This window comes from Bradyrhizobium sp. DOA1 (assembly GCF_001593325.1).
Classification (GTDB): Bacteria; Pseudomonadota; Alphaproteobacteria; order Rhizobiales; family Xanthobacteraceae; genus Bradyrhizobium.
Map to the genome: position 1 here is coordinate 2,018,331 of NZ_JXJM01000001.1, position 16,310 is coordinate 2,034,640.

The following is a 16,310-nucleotide window of genomic DNA, read 5'->3' on the forward strand; positions in this document are numbered from 1 at the left end:
GGCTCGGGGGGGAAACCGGCCAAAGGCGGCTCGCTGCGCCGCTCGGCCAGCGCCGGTGCCGGCCGGCGTACCTCGTCGGCAAAGGACGGGCGCGAGGGGCGCGGCGGCGGCTCGGGCAATTGCGGCTCGGGATGATCGAGCAGTTCCGGCCGTGGCGCCTCGTCGGCCCAAGCGCCGGAATCGGGCATCGGAGCAAGGCGCGGCGGCGGCTCGGCGGTGTTGGCACGCTGCGGCAGCTGATCGCGGCCATGCGCGGCGCGAACGATGTTGGGCTCGACGACGATGTCGGTGGGGCCGCCGATCATCAGGAGATGCTCGACATTGTCGCGCCGGACCAGCACCAGGCGCCGCCGGCCGTCGACCGCGGCAGCATCGATCACGGCGAGCCGGGGCATCCTGCCGCGCTGGGTGTTGGCGCCCAGCCGGCTGCCGCCGAATCGGCGAACCAGCCATGCAGCGACGCCGATCAACGCCAGAACGGCGATGAACGCGACGATGAAGGTGATAGGGCTGCCTTGCATACTTGTCCCCGACGAATGGCGCTTGTCTCGTGCCCATGGTCAGATGCGCCGACCACCGGCCTACGATGCCCCAAAACTGCGATTTCTTAACGTCCCACGGCAAGTTTTGCCGTCCCCAACTCTTAATAACCCATGAATCGCCCGATCCAAAACGACTTCTTGGCCTGTGCACGCGCCGCCAAGCGGTTGGGTTAATGCTGCTTTTGGGCGTATCGAATCACGGGGCACGCACATTCATGTCCCGTCCGGGGACATATGCCTGTGACATCTTAACCAGCCGTTAACCATACACGCGGCAAATTCTGCCTAGCTCCGGACCTCGAGGTCCGGAATGGGCGGAAGGAGCCGCAACGATGTCCATCAACGACCTCCCGCTGCTGTCGGCGCTGCGAACCAAGATGCAGTGGCATCAGGAGCGCCAGCGCGTCCTGTCCGAGAACGTTTCCAACTCCGATACTCCCAAATTCCGGCCGCGCGACCTGGTCGAGCCGAAGCTCGACAAATCCGGCGCGATCACCGGCGCCATGGGACCCCTGGTGCTGACCCGCACCAGCGGTTCCCACCTACCGCCGCCGGGGGCGGCCTCCGCATTCGACCAGAACAAGAATGTGGGCTTCGAGACCCGGCCTGCGGGCAACGCGGTCGTCCTCGAAGAGGAGATGATGAAAGCGGCCAACAACCAGATGGACTACGCGGCGGCGACCTCGCTCTATTCGAAGAGCCTGCATTTGCTCAAGACCGCGATCGGCAAGGCCTGAGAGAAGCTTAGAGGAGGCGGATCATGGCGAATGACAGCAGCGACTTTGCCCGCTCGATGGCGATCGCGACCTCCGGCCTGCGGGCGCAGGCCGGACGCATGCGGGTGATCTCGGAGAACATCGCGAACGCGGATTCGACTGCGCAGACCGCGGGCGGCGATCCCTACCGGCGCAAGGTGCCGACTTTTTCGTCCGCGCTCGACCGCACGCTGGAGGCCCAGGTCGTCACCCTCGGCAGGATCAAGCCCGATCAGTCCGCCTTCCGGGTCAGGTACGAGCCCAACAATCCGTCCGCGGATGCGAGCGGCAACGTCAAATATCCCAACGTGAACTCGGTGGTCGAGATGACCGACATGCGCGATGCGCAGCGGTCCTACGAGGCCAATCTCAACATCATCAGTGCGACGCGCCGGATGATCCAGCGCACGCTGGACATCCTCAAGAGCTGAACAGGACATCTGAGCCATGGCATCACCGACAATCGCCGCCAATGCTTACGCCAATCTCGCCCGCGTGCTGGAGAACAGCGGCGCCGCCAAGGGCAGCGAGCCGAGCGGGCAATCCTTCGCTTCGCTGTTGAAGGACGCCGTCGGCAGCGTCATCGAGTCCGGTCGCAAGTCCGACGCGCAGGCGGTGGCGATGGCTTCCGGCAAGGCCAACGTGATGGACGTGGTGACGGCGGTCGCCGACACCGACGTTGCGGTGTCGACGCTGGTTTCGGTCCGCGACCGCGTCATCGCGGCCTATGAAGACATCATGAAGATGCCGATCTGATTGGGGAGGGCGACCGGCGAATGGTGAGTGGCGAATAGGCTCTCCCATTCGCCACTCGCCATTCGCTTCCCTCAGTGCCCTCAGACAAAGAACAGCGGAATTCTGCAAATGACCGGACCCGAAACCCTCGACGTCGCACGCGATGCGATCTGGACCATCGTGATCGTATCGTCGCCGCTGATGGTGGTCGGCCTCGTGGTCGGCGTCGTCGTGTCGCTGTTCCAAGCGCTGACGCAGATCCAGGAGCAGACGCTGATCTACGTGCCCAAGATCCTGGCCATCTTTGCCACGATGCTATTGGCGCTGCCGTTCATGGCCGACTCGCTCCACGCCCACATGCTGCGGATCTCGTCGCGAATCATCGGCGGCTAAGGCACAATGCGTAGATCATGCGCATCGACGTCTCGCTGCTGCCGGCGCTCGCCGCTTCATTCATGCTGGTCTTCGCCCGGGTCGGCGCGATGGTGATGCTGCTGCCAGGGCTCGGCGAAACCAACATCCCGACGCGGATCAAGTTGTCGATCGCGCTGCTGCTCACGCTGATCATCCTGCCGCTGCATCGCAACGCCTATCAGGTCGACATGGGCTCGCTTGCGCCGCTCCTGGTCCTGATGCTGCATGAGATCGCGATCGGCATCGTGCTGGGCGCGACCGCCCGCGTGACGCTCTCGGCGCTCCAAGTCGCCGGCTCCGTGATCGCGCAGCAGATGGGACTCGGCTTCGTCACCTCGGTCGATCCGACGCAGGGCCAGCAAGGCGTGCTGATCGGCAACTTCCTGACCATGCTGGGCGTGACGCTGCTGTTTGCCACCGACAGCCATCATCTGGTGATCGCGGCGCTGAACGACAGCTATAAGATCTTCTCGCCGGGCGAGACCGTCTCGAGCGGCGACATCGCCTCGCTGGCGACGCGGGCCTTCGCCGCCGCGTTCCGCCTCGGCCTGCAGCTCTCCGGACCGTTCCTGGTGTTCGGCCTCGTGTTCAACATCGGGCTGGGCATCCTGGCGCGGCTGATGCCGCAGATGCAGGTCTATTTCGTCGGCGTGCCGCTTTCGATCTTCGCGGGCTTTCTGGTCCTCGCCGTGGTGCTCGCCGCGATGATGGGCACGTATCTCGATTACTTCATCGGTGTCATGCACCAGATGATTCCGCTCAAGTGACGGGGGTCGACCGATGGCGGAAGACAACGATCCCGAAAGTCAAACAGAAGACCCGACGCAAAAGCGTCTCGACGACGCACTCGAACGCGGCGACGTCGCCAAGAGCCAGGAGATCAACACCTGGTTCATGATGGCGGGCGGCACGCTCGTGGTCTCGACCTTCGCCGGCTCGGTCGGCAGCGGGCTGCTGACGCCGATGCGCAACCTGCTCGCCAATTCCTGGATGATCAAGACCGATGGCAGGTCTCTGCTGGCGCTGACGCAGCAGATCGAAGTCGCCGTGCTCGCGGCGATCGGCGTGCCGCTCTTGATGCTGACGCTGGCGGCGATTGCCGGCAACATGCTCCAGCATCGCCTGGTCTGGTCCACCGAATCCCTGAAACCCAAATTCAACAAGATCTCGCCCGGGGCGGGCTTCAAGCGCATCTTCGGCAAGCAGGCGGCCGCCAATTTCCTCAAGGGCATCGGCAAGCTGGTCCTGCTCGCCGTGGTCATGACCATGATCCTGTGGCCGGAGCGGCATCGCATGGAGGCAATGGTCAGGCTCGACCCGGCGGCCATGCTCGGCGCCACCACCAGCATGACCATCCACCTGCTCGGCGCGGTGGTGGCCGCGCTCGCGATCGTCGCCATCGCCGACTATTTCTTCCAGTACCGCAGCTGGTTCCAGCGCCAGAAGATGTCGCTCCAGGAGATCAAGGAAGAATACAAGCAGTCCGAAGGCGACCCGCACATCAAGGGCAGGATCAGGCAACTGCGGCAGCAGCGCGCCAAGAAGCGCATGATGGCGGCGGTTCCTAAGGCCTCCGTGATCATCACCAATCCGACCCACTATTCGGTGGCGCTGTCCTACGAGCGCGGCATGTCCGCGCCGATCTGCGTCGCCAAGGGCGTCGACAATCTCGCCTTCAAGATCCGGGAAATCGCGCGCGAGCACGACATTCCGATCGTCGAGAACGTGCCGCTGGCGCGCGCGCTCTACGCCACCGTCGACATCGACCAGGAAATCCCGACCGAGCACTACCATGCGGTCGCCGAGGTCATCGGTTACGTCATGCGCCTGAAGCGCGGATTCGGCGCCGGGCGGGGATAAAATGCCCGAAAAGTACCGGAAATGGCCGTAATCTGGGAATCAGCGTACCTTTCGCGTCTGCTGCCCTTGCACCTCCGGGTCCGATTCAGGCAGGGAGGACCTCGCGCGCCCCGGAGCGCGTTGATTCTCTGCCGACAGGCTACGCCAGCGTAAAATGACTGCTGAGACCGACCACGACCTGTCACGCGAGCCCGTTGCGGCGCATGAGCCGTCGCCGCGCTCGGGCAGTATCGCGCTCGTGCTGCTGGTGGCCGCCGGCCTTGTCGCGGTCGCCGTCGGGCTGATGACGCTCGGCCGCGCGCAGGCGCAGCCCTATATTCTCGGCATCCTCGCCGTGCTGGCGATGGTCGGCCTGTTCAACCTGTTCGCCTTCGCCGCCGGCATCATCCGCTTCGCCGACCGCAATCTCGATGATCCCATCATCGGCCGGATCTCCGATCATGCCTTCGACGGGCTCGCGGTCACCGATAGCCGCGGGCATGTGGTCTATTCCAACGCGGCCTATCTGACGCTGACGGGTGCGACCGGTCCCCAGGACGTGCGTCCCGTCGAGCGCGTCTTCATCGGCAATCCCGATGTCTCCGAAGCCGTGTTCCGCCTGCTCAAGGCCGCCCGCGAAGGCAAACGGCAGCAGGAAGAGGTGCGTATCTCCGGCCATGACGGCAACCAGGGTCGCTGGCTCCGCATGCGGGTCCGCCCCCTCGGCACGGGCAAGCGCGAGGGGAAATATGCGGTGTGGTCGATCGCCGACATCACCCGCGACCGCGAGCGCCAGGAGGACGTGTTCCAGGAGCTCCAGCACGCGATCGAATATCTCGATCACGCCCCGTGCGGCTTCTTCTCGGTCAATCCGGCCGGCGAGCTCGCTTACGTCAATGCGACGCTGGCGAACTGGCTCGACTACGACCTCGCCGAGATCGGCTCGGGCGGCCTCAAGCTGACCGACATCGTCTCCGGCGACGGCGCCTCGCTGTTGACCTCGATCGTCGCGGTGCCCGGCGAGGTCAAGACCGAAGTCTTCGACATCGACCTGCGCATGCGCACGGGCAAGACCATGCCGGTGCGGCTCTATCACAAGCTCGCCTTCGGAGCCGATGGCGCGCCGGGTCCGTCGCGCACGCTCGTGATCAGCCGTGCGCGCGACGAGCGCAGCGACCCGGACCGTGCCGCCGAAGTGCGCTTCATGCGCTTCTTCGACCACACGCCGATGGCGATCGCCACCGTCGATCGCGGCGGCAACGTGGTGCGCGCTAATGCGCGCTACGCCAAGCTCGGGCAGGCGCTCGGGCTCGACAGCGCTTCCAAGTCGATCTTCCGCGCGGTCAATTCGCGCGATCGCCATCTGCTGATCGCGGCCATCAACCAGGCCGCCGAAGGCCAGGCCGACATCGCCCCCGTCGAGGTGGCGCTGGAAGGGACCAAGGAGCGCTGGGGCCAGTTCTTCGTCACGCCGGTCGATGCGGCCGAGAACGAGGCGGAGGCCGCCATCGTGCACATGCTCGAGACCACCGAGCGGCGCGCGCTGGAGAACCAGATCAACCAGTCGCAGAAGATGGAGACGGTCGGCCAGCTCGCCGGCGGCATCGCCCACGATTTCAACAACGTGCTCTCCGCCATCATGATGGCGAACGACTTCCTGCTGAACGCGCACAAGCCGACCGATCCGTCGTTCCAGGACATCATGCAGATCAAGCAGAACGCGACGCGCGCCGCCACCTTGGTGCGGCAGCTGCTGGCGTTCTCGCGGCGGCAGACGCTGCGGCCGCAGGTGCTCGACCTCGGCGATGCGCTTTCGGATCTCACCATGCTGTTGCGCCGGCTGATCGGCGAGAAGGTCAAGCTCGACCTCGTGCACGGCCGCGACCTCTGGCCGGTGAAGGTCGACGTCTCCCAGTTCGAGCAGGTGATCGTCAATCTCGCGGTGAACGCGCGCGACGCGATGCCCGACGGCGGCAAGCTGATCATTCGTACCGCCAACGTCGCCAGCGACGATGCCGGCAAGCTCGCCTACAAGGGCATGCCGGCGGCGGACTATGTACGGATCGAAGTCGCCGACACCGGCACCGGCATCCCCGCCGACATTCGCGACAAGATCTTCGAGCCGTTCTTCTCGACGAAAGAGGTGGGCAAAGGCACCGGACTCGGGCTGTCCACCGTCTACGGCATCGTCAAGCAGACCGGCGGTTTCATCTACGTCGATTCCGAACCGGGGCAGGGAACCTCGTTCCATATCTTCCTGCCGCGCCATCATGCCGAGGCGGAGGCGCAGGTCGAGCAGCCTGCAGCCGTGATCAGCGCGACCAATGGCGCATCGAAGGAGGCCAGCCCGCCAGCGGAGGCCAAGCCGCGGACCGATCTCACGGGACAGGGCACCATCCTGCTGGTCGAGGACGAGGAGGGCCTGCGTGCATTGAACGCGCGCGGTCTGCGCTCGCGCGGCTACACCGTGGTCGAGGCCGAGAACGGCGTCGAGGCCATGGAGGTGCTGGAGGAGCAGAGCGGCGCGATCGATCTCGTCGTCTCCGACGTGGTGATGCCGGAGATGGACGGCCCGACGCTGCTGAAGGCGATGCGGGAGCAGAACCCCGAGATCAGGTTCATCTTCGTCTCCGGCTACGCTGAGGATGCGTTCGAGAAGAGTCTTCCCGAGGGCCAGCAGTTCGACTTCCTGCCAAAGCCGTTCACGCTCAGCCAGCTCGTGGCGGCGGTGAAGGAGACGATGATGAAGCAGGGGTGAGGGTCTTCCTCTCGCGCGCGCTGATCTTTTTCTCCGTCATTGCGAGGAGCGCAGCGACGAAGCAATCCAGAATCTCTCCGCGGAAATTGCTTCGTCGCTGCACTCCTCGCAATGACGGCTGGTGAACAGCTGGGCTCGCGCTGATGTGGGGAAAAGCGGAAATCGGTCGTAAACCCGGCGCTAACCGTTGGCCCCTGGTTCCCCGTAAAACCCCTGCCAAATAGGAGCTTTTGCCACATCCCCGCGACTGAGGGCCGCAGCCACATTTCCCGAAACCGGCTTCACTTTTCGGGAAGTCTGCCCATCTTAAGCGCACGTCCCCATGCCGGGGATTTGGGAAACGCACATGACTTTCTCGCAACGCTCCCGCAGTGTCTTCAAGACGATTGCCGTCGTGCTGGCGCTTGCGCTGCCGACCGCGCTGACGATCTCGTCCGCCGACGCCCGCGCTGGCGGCGGCTTCTCGTCCGGTTCGCGCGGCTCGCGAACCTATTCGGCTCCGCCGTCGACCACGACCGCGCCGGGCTCGACCTCGCAGTTCAACCGCACCTACACCCAGCCGGGTGCAGGCATGAATTCGGCCGCGGCTGCGCCCGCCCGCGGCGGCCTGTTTGGCCGCGCCGGCGGCTTCATGGGCGGCCTTGCGGCCGGCTTCCTCGGCGCCGGCCTGCTCGGCATGCTGTTCGGCGGCGGCCTGTTCGGCGGCCTCGGCAGCCTGTCCTCGATCCTCGGCCTGATCATCCAGATCGCGCTCGTGGTGCTCGTGGTGCGGTTGGCGATGTCCTGGTGGCAGCGCCGTCATGCGCAGCAGCCGGCCTATGCCAATGCCGCTGCTGACACGGGCGCAGGTTCCGCACCGCAGCCGAACTATCGCAGCGGTCTCGGTGGCTTCGGCTTCGGCGCCAACAACGCCCCGCTCGAGATCAAGCCGGACGACTACGAGGCGTTCGAGCGGCTGCTCGGCGAAGTCCAGGCCGCCTGGTCGAACGAGGACGTGGCCAAGCTGCACACGCTCGCGACGCCGGAGATGGTCTCCTATTTCGAGCAAGATCGCGCCCAGAACCGCGCGCGCAACGTCGTCAACAAGGTGACCAACGTCAAGCTGTTGCAGGGCGACCTCGCGGAAGCCTGGCGCGAAGGCGAGACGGACTACGCCACGGTGGCGCTGCGCTTCGCGCTCACCGACAAGACGACCGACCGCAACACCGGCGCAGTCGTCGCCGGCAGCGAGCAGCCGGGTGAGGCGACCGAGATCTGGACCTTCGCCCGCCGGCCGGGCACCGGCTGGGAATTGTCGGCGATCCAGCAAACCAACTGATCGCTTGCGACAGGACAAACCAAGGGCGTCGTGCTTCTGCACGGCGCCTTTTTCTTTGGCCATCTCGCATCGCAGAATCGGAATAAGCTGGCCCACGTCGGGTTGACATCAGGCGGCCAAAGCTTCGGTTCTGATGGATCAGAACCGAAGCTCTGGATTTTTGTTTTACGCGTCTTCTTTACGCGAACCGGTATCCACTTCGCTCGAAAACGCCACAACGACAAGCACAAGACAACCAACACAATGGGAGGACAACATGATCCGCATCGACAGATCCGTGACGATTTCGGGCCTTGCGCTCGTAATGGCCATGCTGGCAGCGCCATCGGCGCAGGCGCAATCGGCCGACATGACCTTCTTTGTGACCTCCAACGGTCCGGGCAAGGGCGCCGATCTCGGGGGCCTCGAGGGGGCCGACGCGCAATGCCAGAAGCTCGCTCAGGCCGCCGGCGCTGGTAGCAAGACCTGGCGCGCCTATCTCTCGACGCAGGCCGCGGACGGCAAGCCGGCCGTCAACGCCAAGGACCGCATCGGCAAGGGACCGTGGCAGAACGCCAAGGGCACCGCGATCGCCAAGGACGTGGGCGAACTGCACAGCGCTGCCAATAATCTCACCAAGCAGACCGCGCTCACCGAGAAAGGCGAGGGGATCACCGGTGCTGGCGACCAGCCGAACCGGCACGACATCCTCACGGGATCGCAGGCCGACGGCACCGCGTTTGCCGGGCCGGACGATCGCACCTGCAAGAACTGGACGTCGAGCACGCAAGGAGCCGCGATGGTCGGCCATTTTGATCGCCGCGGCCTGCGCGACGACGAGCCCTCGAAGTCCTGGAACAGCTCTCACCCCTCGCGCGGTCCAGACGGTGGCTGCTCGCAGGCCGATCTGAAGTCCACCGGCGGCGACGGCCTGTTGTATTGTTTCGCGGCGAATTGAGGCGCCGAGCTCTCTCACTCGTCATTGCGAGCGCTGCGCTCGCAATGACGGAGCTTTCGGCGAGATCCGTCGCTCACTCGGCGGAACCTTCGGCTGCCTGCTTCATTGGTTCCGTCGCCCCACGCTTACGGACCTTTCTCATGAAATACGAGCTCTACTACTGGCCCGAGATCCAGGGCCGCGGCGAATATGTGCGGCTGGCGCTGGAGGAGGCCGGTGCCGCTTACGTCGACGTCGCGCGCGGGCCGCGCGGGACGGCTGCGATGATGAAGATGATGGAGGCGCATGCGGGCACGCCGCCTTTCGCGCCGCCGTTCCTGAAGGCAGGCAAGCTCGTCATCGGCCAGACCGCCAACATCCTGCTCTATCTCGGCAGCCGACATGGGCTTGCGCCGAAGACGGAGGCTGGCCGGCTCTGGGTGCACCAGCTGCAGCTCACCATCACCGATCTCGTGGTCGAGATCCACGACACCCATCATCCGCTCGGGCCTTCGATGTACTACGAAGACCAGAAGCCGCCGGCGAAAAAGCGCACCGCCGATTTCTGGAGCGAGCGCGTGCCAAAATTTCTCGGCTATTTCGAGCGGCTCCTCACCGATAGCGGCGGCGCCTATGTCACCGGCCGCAGACTGACCTATGTCGATCTCTCGCTATTCCAGATCGTTGCGGGACTGCGCTATGCCTTCCCCAAGCGCATGAAGGCGTTCGAGAGCGACATCCCGGGCCTTGTCGGTCTGCACGACCGCATCGCCGCACGGCCGAACATCAAGGCCTATCTCGACAGCGACCGCCGCATTGCTTTCAACGAGCAAGGCATCTTCCGCCACTATCGCGAACTGGACGCTTAGCGGTGCGGTCGGGAGAGTGATGTCTCCTCACCAAAGACCTGGCACCAGGCGATAGCGCACCCGCGCCGAGTACTCGGCATAGCCCCGCAGGCCCTCGCGCAGCGTGCGCTCCTCGATCCCGATGCGGACCGCAAACAAGACTGCGAATACCAGCACCATTGCAAGTCCCCACCACGCCCCCAACAGCAGCGGCAGGCCGGCGAAGAACAGGACCATGCCGCTGTACATGGGGTGGCGCACATGGGCGTAAGGCCCGGTCGAGATCACGCGCTGGGCGCGCTCGGCCTGGAGCTTCACCACGGGCGCGGCGAACGAGTTCTCGCGGAACACCCACATCGTGAACAGTGTCGAGGCCAGGAACAGCACGAGGCCGAAGACCTGCAACGCAATCGGCATCTCGGAGAATCGGATGCGTCGGTCGACGCCCATCGCGACCAGCCAGACCAGCATCGCAATGACGAAGACGATCATGAACATCTTGTCGGCGGCAGGCTGATCCTTTTGCAGGACCGGCCGCAGACGTTCGGCGAGCAGCGCCGGATCGATCCGGTAGAGCCACCAGCCGCAGAGTGGACCAAGTACGGCGGAGGTGACGAGGAACACCCAGGCCGAAGGCCAGTGCAATGTCCCGGCGGAGGCGAACAGCAGCGTGCCCATGCCGACGGTGAAGATCGTGTTCTGCAGCAGGAGGCGTGCGATCATGCGCAGGACCCCGTGGATGGCCGCGCACGAAGTTGGTCCCGCTATCCGGCAAAGATGCGGCGGAACGCGCGAGGCCCGGTCGACCGGACCGGGCGCTTTCCGCCTTCGGCAAGCCCGATCAGGCGAGCTGATCGATCCGCGTCCCCTGACCCGGAGGCAGCGGCGCAGGCGGCTGCGGCTTGAAGGTCGGATCCTCGTCCCTGACCTTGGCCTGATCGTTCTGCTGCTTGCTCGTGTCGTAGTTCGGAACCACGATCGCGATCGGCGGGGGCGCAACGGTGGAAACCTTCATCCGCAAATCCTCACACATGGAAGCAATCGAGCCTGCCCTGCAAGGAGCGAAATTTCCTTCAAGGCAATCGCTAAAATGCGAGGGAATGGGGGCGGTGGATGAGGCGGCTTTCGCGCCTCATCCGCGTTGTCACGAGACCTCTCAGCGTCATTGCGAGGAGCTCTTGCGACGAAGCAATCCAGTCTGTTTCCACGGAGGGACTCTGGATTGCTTCCGCCTTCGCCAAGGCTTCGGCGGACAAGTCGCTGCGCTCGCAGACGGAATGCGTGGCGAGCTGCGTCGCGCCACGTGAGCGCCTTGTCCGCTGCAATAGCGACGAGCGCCCCTACTCGTCCTTGCCGCGCGTGATCGCGATCGACGCTTCCGTCTTGGTCCTGGTGCACTCCATGTTGAGGCGCCGGTAGCGCATGGTGACCTTGTCGCCGCGCAACAGGCCCATCCGCTTCAGGCAGCGTGTGGCGCCCGTCGTGGTGTCGTCCTTCGTTACGGTGAAGACGATCGCCGCCATCGATCCCACCAACGCATAGAATTCCGGCTTGGGCTTGCGGTCGCCCTTGGCATAGAGCTCGATCGAATATTTGTCGCCGCGGCAGCCGACAGACAGCTCCTTGGCCGCCGGGTGCGTCAGGTAGACGACGTTGGCCGCCCGGAAGTTCACCTTGAGACGATCGACCTGGCTCGCCAGCTCCTTGGCGCTGTCGTCACAGCGGTCGGCACGCGCGGGCGAGGTGAGGGTCACAAGTCCGCTGATGGCGGCGGCGACCAGGATCGCGCCGCGGACGTTCAAGTTCAATGTCATGATGAAAAGCCCCTTAGGACGCGCATTCAAGCGTCGGCGGACCGGAAGCGCAAGGGTGGGGACTGGCCTTTCCACGTGCTGTGTCAATGCTTTCGCGGGGCTCGGCCGGCCTCTCCCATGCGCGCCGCTCCCTTTCTTTTCCGCCCAAAATGCGCTTAGAACGCTTCTACGCCGAGGGCCCGCCAGGGCCCCAAAACCCCGAGATCCGCCCCATGAACGCTCCAACCGCCTTTCCCGACCAGTCAAAGCCCGTTCCGCCCTACAAGCACACCCCACTGTTCCCGCTGGGCAAGGACGAGACGCCATATAAGAAGATTTCGTCCGAGGGCGTCAGGGTCGAGAAGGTCCTCGGCAAGGACATGCTGGTGGTGTCACGCGAGGCGCTGCGGGCGCTGTCGGAGGCGGCTTTCGGCGACATCAACCATTACCTGCGTCCCGGCCATCTGCAGCAGCTCCGCTCGATCCTGGAGGACGGCGAAGCCAGTCCGAACGACAAGTTCGTCGCGCTGGACTTTTTGAAGAACGCCAACATCGCGGCCGGCGGCGTGCTGCCGATGTGCCAGGACACCGGCACTGCGATCATCATGGGCAAGAAGGGCTGCAACGTCATCACCGACGGTGACGACGAGGCGGCGCTCTCGGAAGGCGCGCGCGATGCCTATCTGCGCCGCAATCTCCGCTATTCGCAGGTCGCGCCGCTCTCGATGTATGAGGAGAAGAACACCGCCAACAACATGCCGGCGCAGTGCGAGATCTACGCCGAGGGCGACGACGCCTACAAGTTCATGTTCATGGCGAAGGGCGGCGGCTCCGCCAACAAGAGTTTTCTGTTCCAGGCCACGCCCTCGGTGCTGACCAAGGACCGGCTGCTGGCGTTTCTCAAGGAGAAGATTCTGACGCTGGGCACCGCGGCGTGTCCGCCCTATCACCTCGCCATCGTGATCGGCGGCACCTCGGCCGAGCTCTGCATGAAGACGGTGAAGCTCGCTTCCGCGCGCTATCTCGACGCGCTGCCGACCCACGGCTCGCCCGACGGCAACGCCTTCCGTGACGTCGAGATGGAGCAGGAAATTCACAAGATGACGCAAAGCCTGGGAGTGGGGGCGCAGTTCGGCGGCAAATATTTCTGTCACGACGTGCGCGTGATCCGCATGCCGCGCCATGGCGCTTCGCTCCCCATTGGCCTCGGCGTGTCCTGCTCGGCCGACCGCCAGGTGCTCGGCAAGATCACCAAGGACGGTGTTTATCTCGAGGAGCTCGAGCACAACCCGGCGCAATATCTGCCCGAGGTCGAGCAGTCGCTCGGCGGTGAGGTCGTGAAGATCGACCTCAACCAGCCGATGAAGGACATCCTGGCGACGTTCTCGAAATACCCGATCAAGACGCGCGTCTCGATGACCGGCACCATGATCGTCGCGCGCGACAGCGCGCATGCCAAGCTGCGCGAGCGGCTGGAGAAGGGCGAGCCGCTGCCGGACTATTTCAAGAACCACCCGGTCTATTACGCGGGCCCGGCCAAGACGCCCGACGGCTATGCCTCAGGCGCGTTCGGTCCGACCACCGCCGGCCGCATGGATTCCTTCGTCGACCAATTCCAGGCCGCCGGTGGTTCGATGGTGATGGTGGCCAAGGGCAACCGGGCGCCGGCCGTGCGCGAGGCCTGCAAGAAGTATGGCGGCTTCTATCTCGGCTCGATTGGTGGTGCCGCGGCCAACCTTGCCGAACACTGCATCAAGAAGGTCGAGGTGCTGGAATATCCCGAGCTCGGCATGGAAGCGATCTGGCGCATCGAGGTCGTCGACTTCCCCGCCTTCATCATCGTTGACGACAAAGGCAACGACTTCTTCAAGGAGTTGAACCTGGGCTGAGTTGTCATGGCCGGGCTTGACCCGGCCATCCATCGCACGTCAGAAGATGGATACGCGGGTCAAGCCCGCGTATGACGCAGAGAGATCGGGGACGCTTCCGTCTGATCTAGCTGCAATTCGTAACCTGGTTCGAGCACAGCGCGCGCCACCAGCCGCGGACGCCGTCATGGCTCTCGACCAGGCCCCAATATCCGCTGCAGGCGAGAAGTCGCTTCGGTCCGCCGTCGCCGTCGATCGGGCCGCCGAGCTCACGCTGTGCGGGCATCCATTTGGCGTCGATGAAGGGGGCCTGAAACAAGCCGCCCGCACGTGTGGAGCCGTTGGCATAACTCGCGCCGACCTTGTTGGCCGCGACCCAGCCACGCCCGGCATAGGGTTTTGGCGCGTTGCGCGGGTATCTCTTCTCGTCTTCGTAGTCTTTGCCCGGCGGCTTCGCGCCCGCGATCAGAAACCAGCCATCCCGGAAGCCGATGATGCGGAATTCGGTGAGCCAGCCGCCCTCGGGCGTGTTCTCGGCTCCGCCGAGCTTGAGCCGGTAGGGCGGCGGCAGGGTGCCGAGCACGCGCGCTTTCACCGAGGGCTCGGCGCGCACGTTGAGGCCGTTCGGATCCTTGTCGATGGACCAGGCGCCGAGAGCGCAGGGTTCGGTACCTGCGGGCAGGATGGAGCGCTTTGCCGCGAGATCGGCGTGCATCTCGGCGAAATCGGTGTCATCGCTGCTCGGAGCCGGCTCGGTGTGCGGCTTTAACTCGGCTGAGACTGCCCGCGTCGCGTCCGGAGTCAGCGTGACGACGAGGCTCTGACGGGCCGCGAACACGCTGGCCGGAGCTTTCGGATCGTTCGATGTTGCGGCATAGACGGCGAGGTACCCGGTCGCGCCTTCGGTCCGATAGGCTGCGCCGGCGACATAGCCTGCCGGCACCAGGGCGAGCGCGCTTGCGCGCCACGCCGGTTCGGTGTCGTCCGCGCACGCCGCCTGTGTCGCGACAGACAGGATCGTTGCCGCGATGAGGCGGAGCGCACGCATGGCCATTCGACGCGCGGCGTTACGCCCGCGCGCCGGTGAACGGGAAGCTGCCCATCGGGCCGATGCCCATCTCGCCGCTGATGTTGTCGCCCGCGACCGTACCGGTGAATTCCAGCGTGAGCGGCATCGGGTTGTCGATCGAAACCTTCCAGGAGACGTTGTCGCCCGAGACGGTGCCGTCGAAAATTTCGGCGGTATTACCTTCCGCACCTTGCGTGCCCGTGAGCGTGCCGCCCTCAGCTTTCAAGCTCAGCGTCGCCTGGCGCTCGCCCATCGGCGTCGTCATGGTCAGATTCCAGTTGCCGTCCACGGCCATTCCCGTCTCCCGAACAAATCACCGGCGGACCGCGACGATCCGCGGCCAGTCCCTTGGCGAGCCTATAACCCAACTCGACGCGCCTGCGTAACCCCGCATTCAGGCGCGGGCAGCGGCGCGTCGGCGGCTGCTGACGATGAGCCGCAGAACGATGTACTGCACGGCAAAGGCCAGGATCTTGCCGCCGCCCGCGACCACCGTGAGATAGAATGCCCACAGCTTCAGATCACCCGTGGAAGCGACCACGATCATGCCGGCGCCAATCACGAACATCAGCGCTGCCCAGGCATAGCCCGCGGCCGTCACATATTCCGGAACGGTCTCGACGACGATCGGCGGCATGTAGCGCAACATCCAGCCACGCTTGAGCATGATCAGGCCGATCGCGAAATGTGCGATCGCGGGCTTCGCCAGCATGAAGCGGGCGTCGTTGGTCAGCAATGTGATCGCGCCCAGTCCCACGACCAGTGCGAGGCTCGCATAGGTCATGTAGTTGAGCTGCTGCCCCTTGACGCGGGCATAGATCACTTGCGCGAACGCACCGGCGATCGCCACCGCCGTCGCTAGGACGATATGGTCGGTAATGAGGTAGACGGCCAGGAAGAGGATGGCGGAGAAAAGATCGGAGCCGAGACGGGCGAATACATCCTTCATCGTGGTCCTGTTCAGCGGGCGTTGGGCATGCGCGGCTGGACGTACCATACTTGGTCTGACGATGCTCGGGATACCATTTTGTGGATGAACCGGTGTTGCGGGAGAAATCAGGGCTCGGTTGGAACCAATTCAATGGGAGTGACTGCTCCGGGCGAGACAGGTCAATGAACCGTCACAGCGTCAAAACCGTATAGGCGACCTCCAAAAAGTGAAACAGCGCAACCACGTGGTCTAGCGTGTGATCGACCCATCCCGTCCAAGTCAGGTGGGACAGGATCGGCAGCGCCGAGACGATCAGAAGGCCCACCGCGAGCAGGATGCCGCCGTTGAAGATGGTCTGGCTGCTCCGCTGCAGGCGGCTCGTTGGCAATACGAGCACGGCGCAGGTGAGGGCGGTCAAACAGCCTACGACGATCCAGGGCAAGTGCATGTGAAACTCCTCTGTCTGTCATTCCGGGGCGACGCGAAGCGTCGCGCTACGGTGCGCAATTGCGCACCTGAGAATC

Annotated in this window: 19 protein-coding genes; 11 read left to right on the forward strand and 8 right to left on the reverse strand. The window is 64.6% G+C overall.

Translation table 11 applies throughout. The features are described from left to right. Positions 1-521 (reverse strand): flagellar biosynthetic protein FliO (locus tag SE91_RS09360; RefSeq protein ID WP_197489563.1); only part of this gene is annotated, 521 nt, incomplete at its 3' end. A gap of 353 nt (positions 522-874) precedes the next feature. Here SE91_RS09360 and flgB point away from each other — a divergent pair. From flgB to SE91_RS09410, 10 genes are all read left to right on the forward strand, one after another. Continuing rightward, complete coding sequence (gene flgB / locus SE91_RS09365) at positions 875-1,279, forward strand: flagellar basal body rod protein FlgB (RefSeq protein ID WP_061847381.1); 405 nt, start codon at positions 875-877, stop codon at positions 1,277-1,279. A 23-nt stretch (positions 1,280-1,302) separates the two neighbouring features. Further along, a complete protein-coding gene (gene flgC / locus SE91_RS09370) occupies positions 1,303-1,728 on the forward strand; it encodes a flagellar basal body rod protein FlgC (protein WP_060736544.1) in 426 nt (141 codons plus the stop codon). A 16-nt stretch (positions 1,729-1,744) separates the two neighbouring features. After that, entirely contained in the window at positions 1,745-2,053 is a 309-nt protein-coding gene (gene fliE, locus SE91_RS09375) for a flagellar hook-basal body complex protein FliE (RefSeq protein WP_061847382.1), read from the forward strand. A gap of 108 nt (positions 2,054-2,161) precedes the next feature. Then, entirely contained in the window at positions 2,162-2,425 is a 264-nt protein-coding gene (gene fliQ, locus SE91_RS09380; protein WP_060736542.1) for a flagellar biosynthesis protein FliQ, read from the forward strand. Between the two features lie 17 nt (positions 2,426-2,442). Further along, positions 2,443-3,213 (forward strand): flagellar biosynthetic protein FliR, encoded by a 771-nt coding sequence (gene fliR / locus SE91_RS09385; RefSeq protein WP_060736541.1) that lies wholly within the window; start codon positions 2,443-2,445, stop codon positions 3,211-3,213. Positions 3,214-3,226: 13 nt separating this feature from the next. Beyond that, a complete protein-coding gene (gene flhB / locus SE91_RS09390) occupies positions 3,227-4,306 on the forward strand; it encodes a flagellar biosynthesis protein FlhB (protein WP_008565238.1) in 1,080 nt (359 codons plus the stop codon). A 154-nt stretch (positions 4,307-4,460) separates the two neighbouring features. Continuing rightward, the gene (gene cckA / locus SE91_RS09395; RefSeq protein WP_061847383.1) at positions 4,461-7,043 is read left to right on the forward strand and encodes a cell cycle histidine kinase CckA; all 2,583 of its coding nucleotides are present in this window, start codon (positions 4,461-4,463) and stop codon (positions 7,041-7,043) included. Between the two features lie 322 nt (positions 7,044-7,365). Then, positions 7,366-8,361, forward strand: a complete 996-nt coding sequence (locus SE91_RS09400) for a Tim44 domain-containing protein (protein ID WP_061847384.1) — start codon at positions 7,366-7,368, stop codon at positions 8,359-8,361. A 256-nt stretch (positions 8,362-8,617) separates the two neighbouring features. Further along, positions 8,618-9,298, forward strand: a complete 681-nt coding sequence (locus tag SE91_RS09405; protein WP_008565260.1) for a hypothetical protein — start codon at positions 8,618-8,620, stop codon at positions 9,296-9,298. A 140-nt stretch (positions 9,299-9,438) separates the two neighbouring features. Then, the gene (locus SE91_RS09410; RefSeq protein ID WP_061847385.1) at positions 9,439-10,146 is read left to right on the forward strand and encodes a glutathione S-transferase; all 708 of its coding nucleotides are present in this window, start codon (positions 9,439-9,441) and stop codon (positions 10,144-10,146) included. Between the two features lie 27 nt (positions 10,147-10,173). Here SE91_RS09410 and SE91_RS09415 read toward each other — a convergent pair whose 3' ends face one another. The 3 genes from SE91_RS09415 to SE91_RS09420 all read right to left on the reverse strand — a co-directional run bounded on the left by SE91_RS09415 (position 10,174) and on the right by SE91_RS09420 (position 11,939). Next, entirely contained in the window at positions 10,174-10,848 is a 675-nt protein-coding gene (locus SE91_RS09415; RefSeq protein WP_061847386.1) for a methyltransferase family protein, read from the reverse strand. Between the two features lie 118 nt (positions 10,849-10,966). Then, positions 10,967-11,140: a hypothetical protein gene (locus SE91_RS36100; protein WP_193409737.1), complete on the reverse strand. Its 174-nt coding sequence runs from the start codon at positions 11,138-11,140 to the stop codon at positions 10,967-10,969. A gap of 325 nt (positions 11,141-11,465) precedes the next feature. Then, positions 11,466-11,939 carry a hypothetical protein gene (locus SE91_RS09420; RefSeq protein WP_061847387.1) on the reverse strand — a complete coding sequence of 158 codons (474 nt, stop codon included), beginning with the start codon at positions 11,937-11,939 and terminating at the stop codon, positions 11,466-11,468. A gap of 212 nt (positions 11,940-12,151) precedes the next feature. Here SE91_RS09420 and SE91_RS09425 point away from each other — a divergent pair, with 212 nt between their 5' ends. Beyond that, positions 12,152-13,807, forward strand: coding sequence for a fumarate hydratase (locus tag SE91_RS09425; protein ID WP_008565274.1), 1,656 nt, complete (start codon positions 12,152-12,154; stop codon positions 13,805-13,807). A gap of 106 nt (positions 13,808-13,913) precedes the next feature. Here SE91_RS09425 and SE91_RS09430 read toward each other — a convergent pair whose 3' ends face one another. From SE91_RS09430 to SE91_RS09445, 4 genes are all read right to left on the reverse strand, one after another. Then, on the reverse strand, positions 13,914-14,834 hold the full coding sequence (locus SE91_RS09430; RefSeq protein ID WP_061847388.1) for a hypothetical protein: 921 nt from the start codon (positions 14,832-14,834) through the stop codon (positions 13,914-13,916). 19 nt (positions 14,835-14,853) lie between these two features. Further along, complete coding sequence (locus SE91_RS09435; RefSeq protein ID WP_008566922.1) at positions 14,854-15,150, reverse strand: hypothetical protein; 297 nt, start codon at positions 15,148-15,150, stop codon at positions 14,854-14,856. 99 nt (positions 15,151-15,249) lie between these two features. After that, positions 15,250-15,804 (reverse strand): inner membrane-spanning protein YciB, encoded by a 555-nt coding sequence (locus SE91_RS09440; protein WP_060737814.1) that lies wholly within the window; start codon positions 15,802-15,804, stop codon positions 15,250-15,252. A gap of 172 nt (positions 15,805-15,976) precedes the next feature. Next, a complete protein-coding gene (locus SE91_RS09445; protein ID WP_061847389.1) occupies positions 15,977-16,234 on the reverse strand; it encodes a hypothetical protein in 258 nt (85 codons plus the stop codon). Positions 16,235-16,310 lie beyond the last annotated feature (76 nt).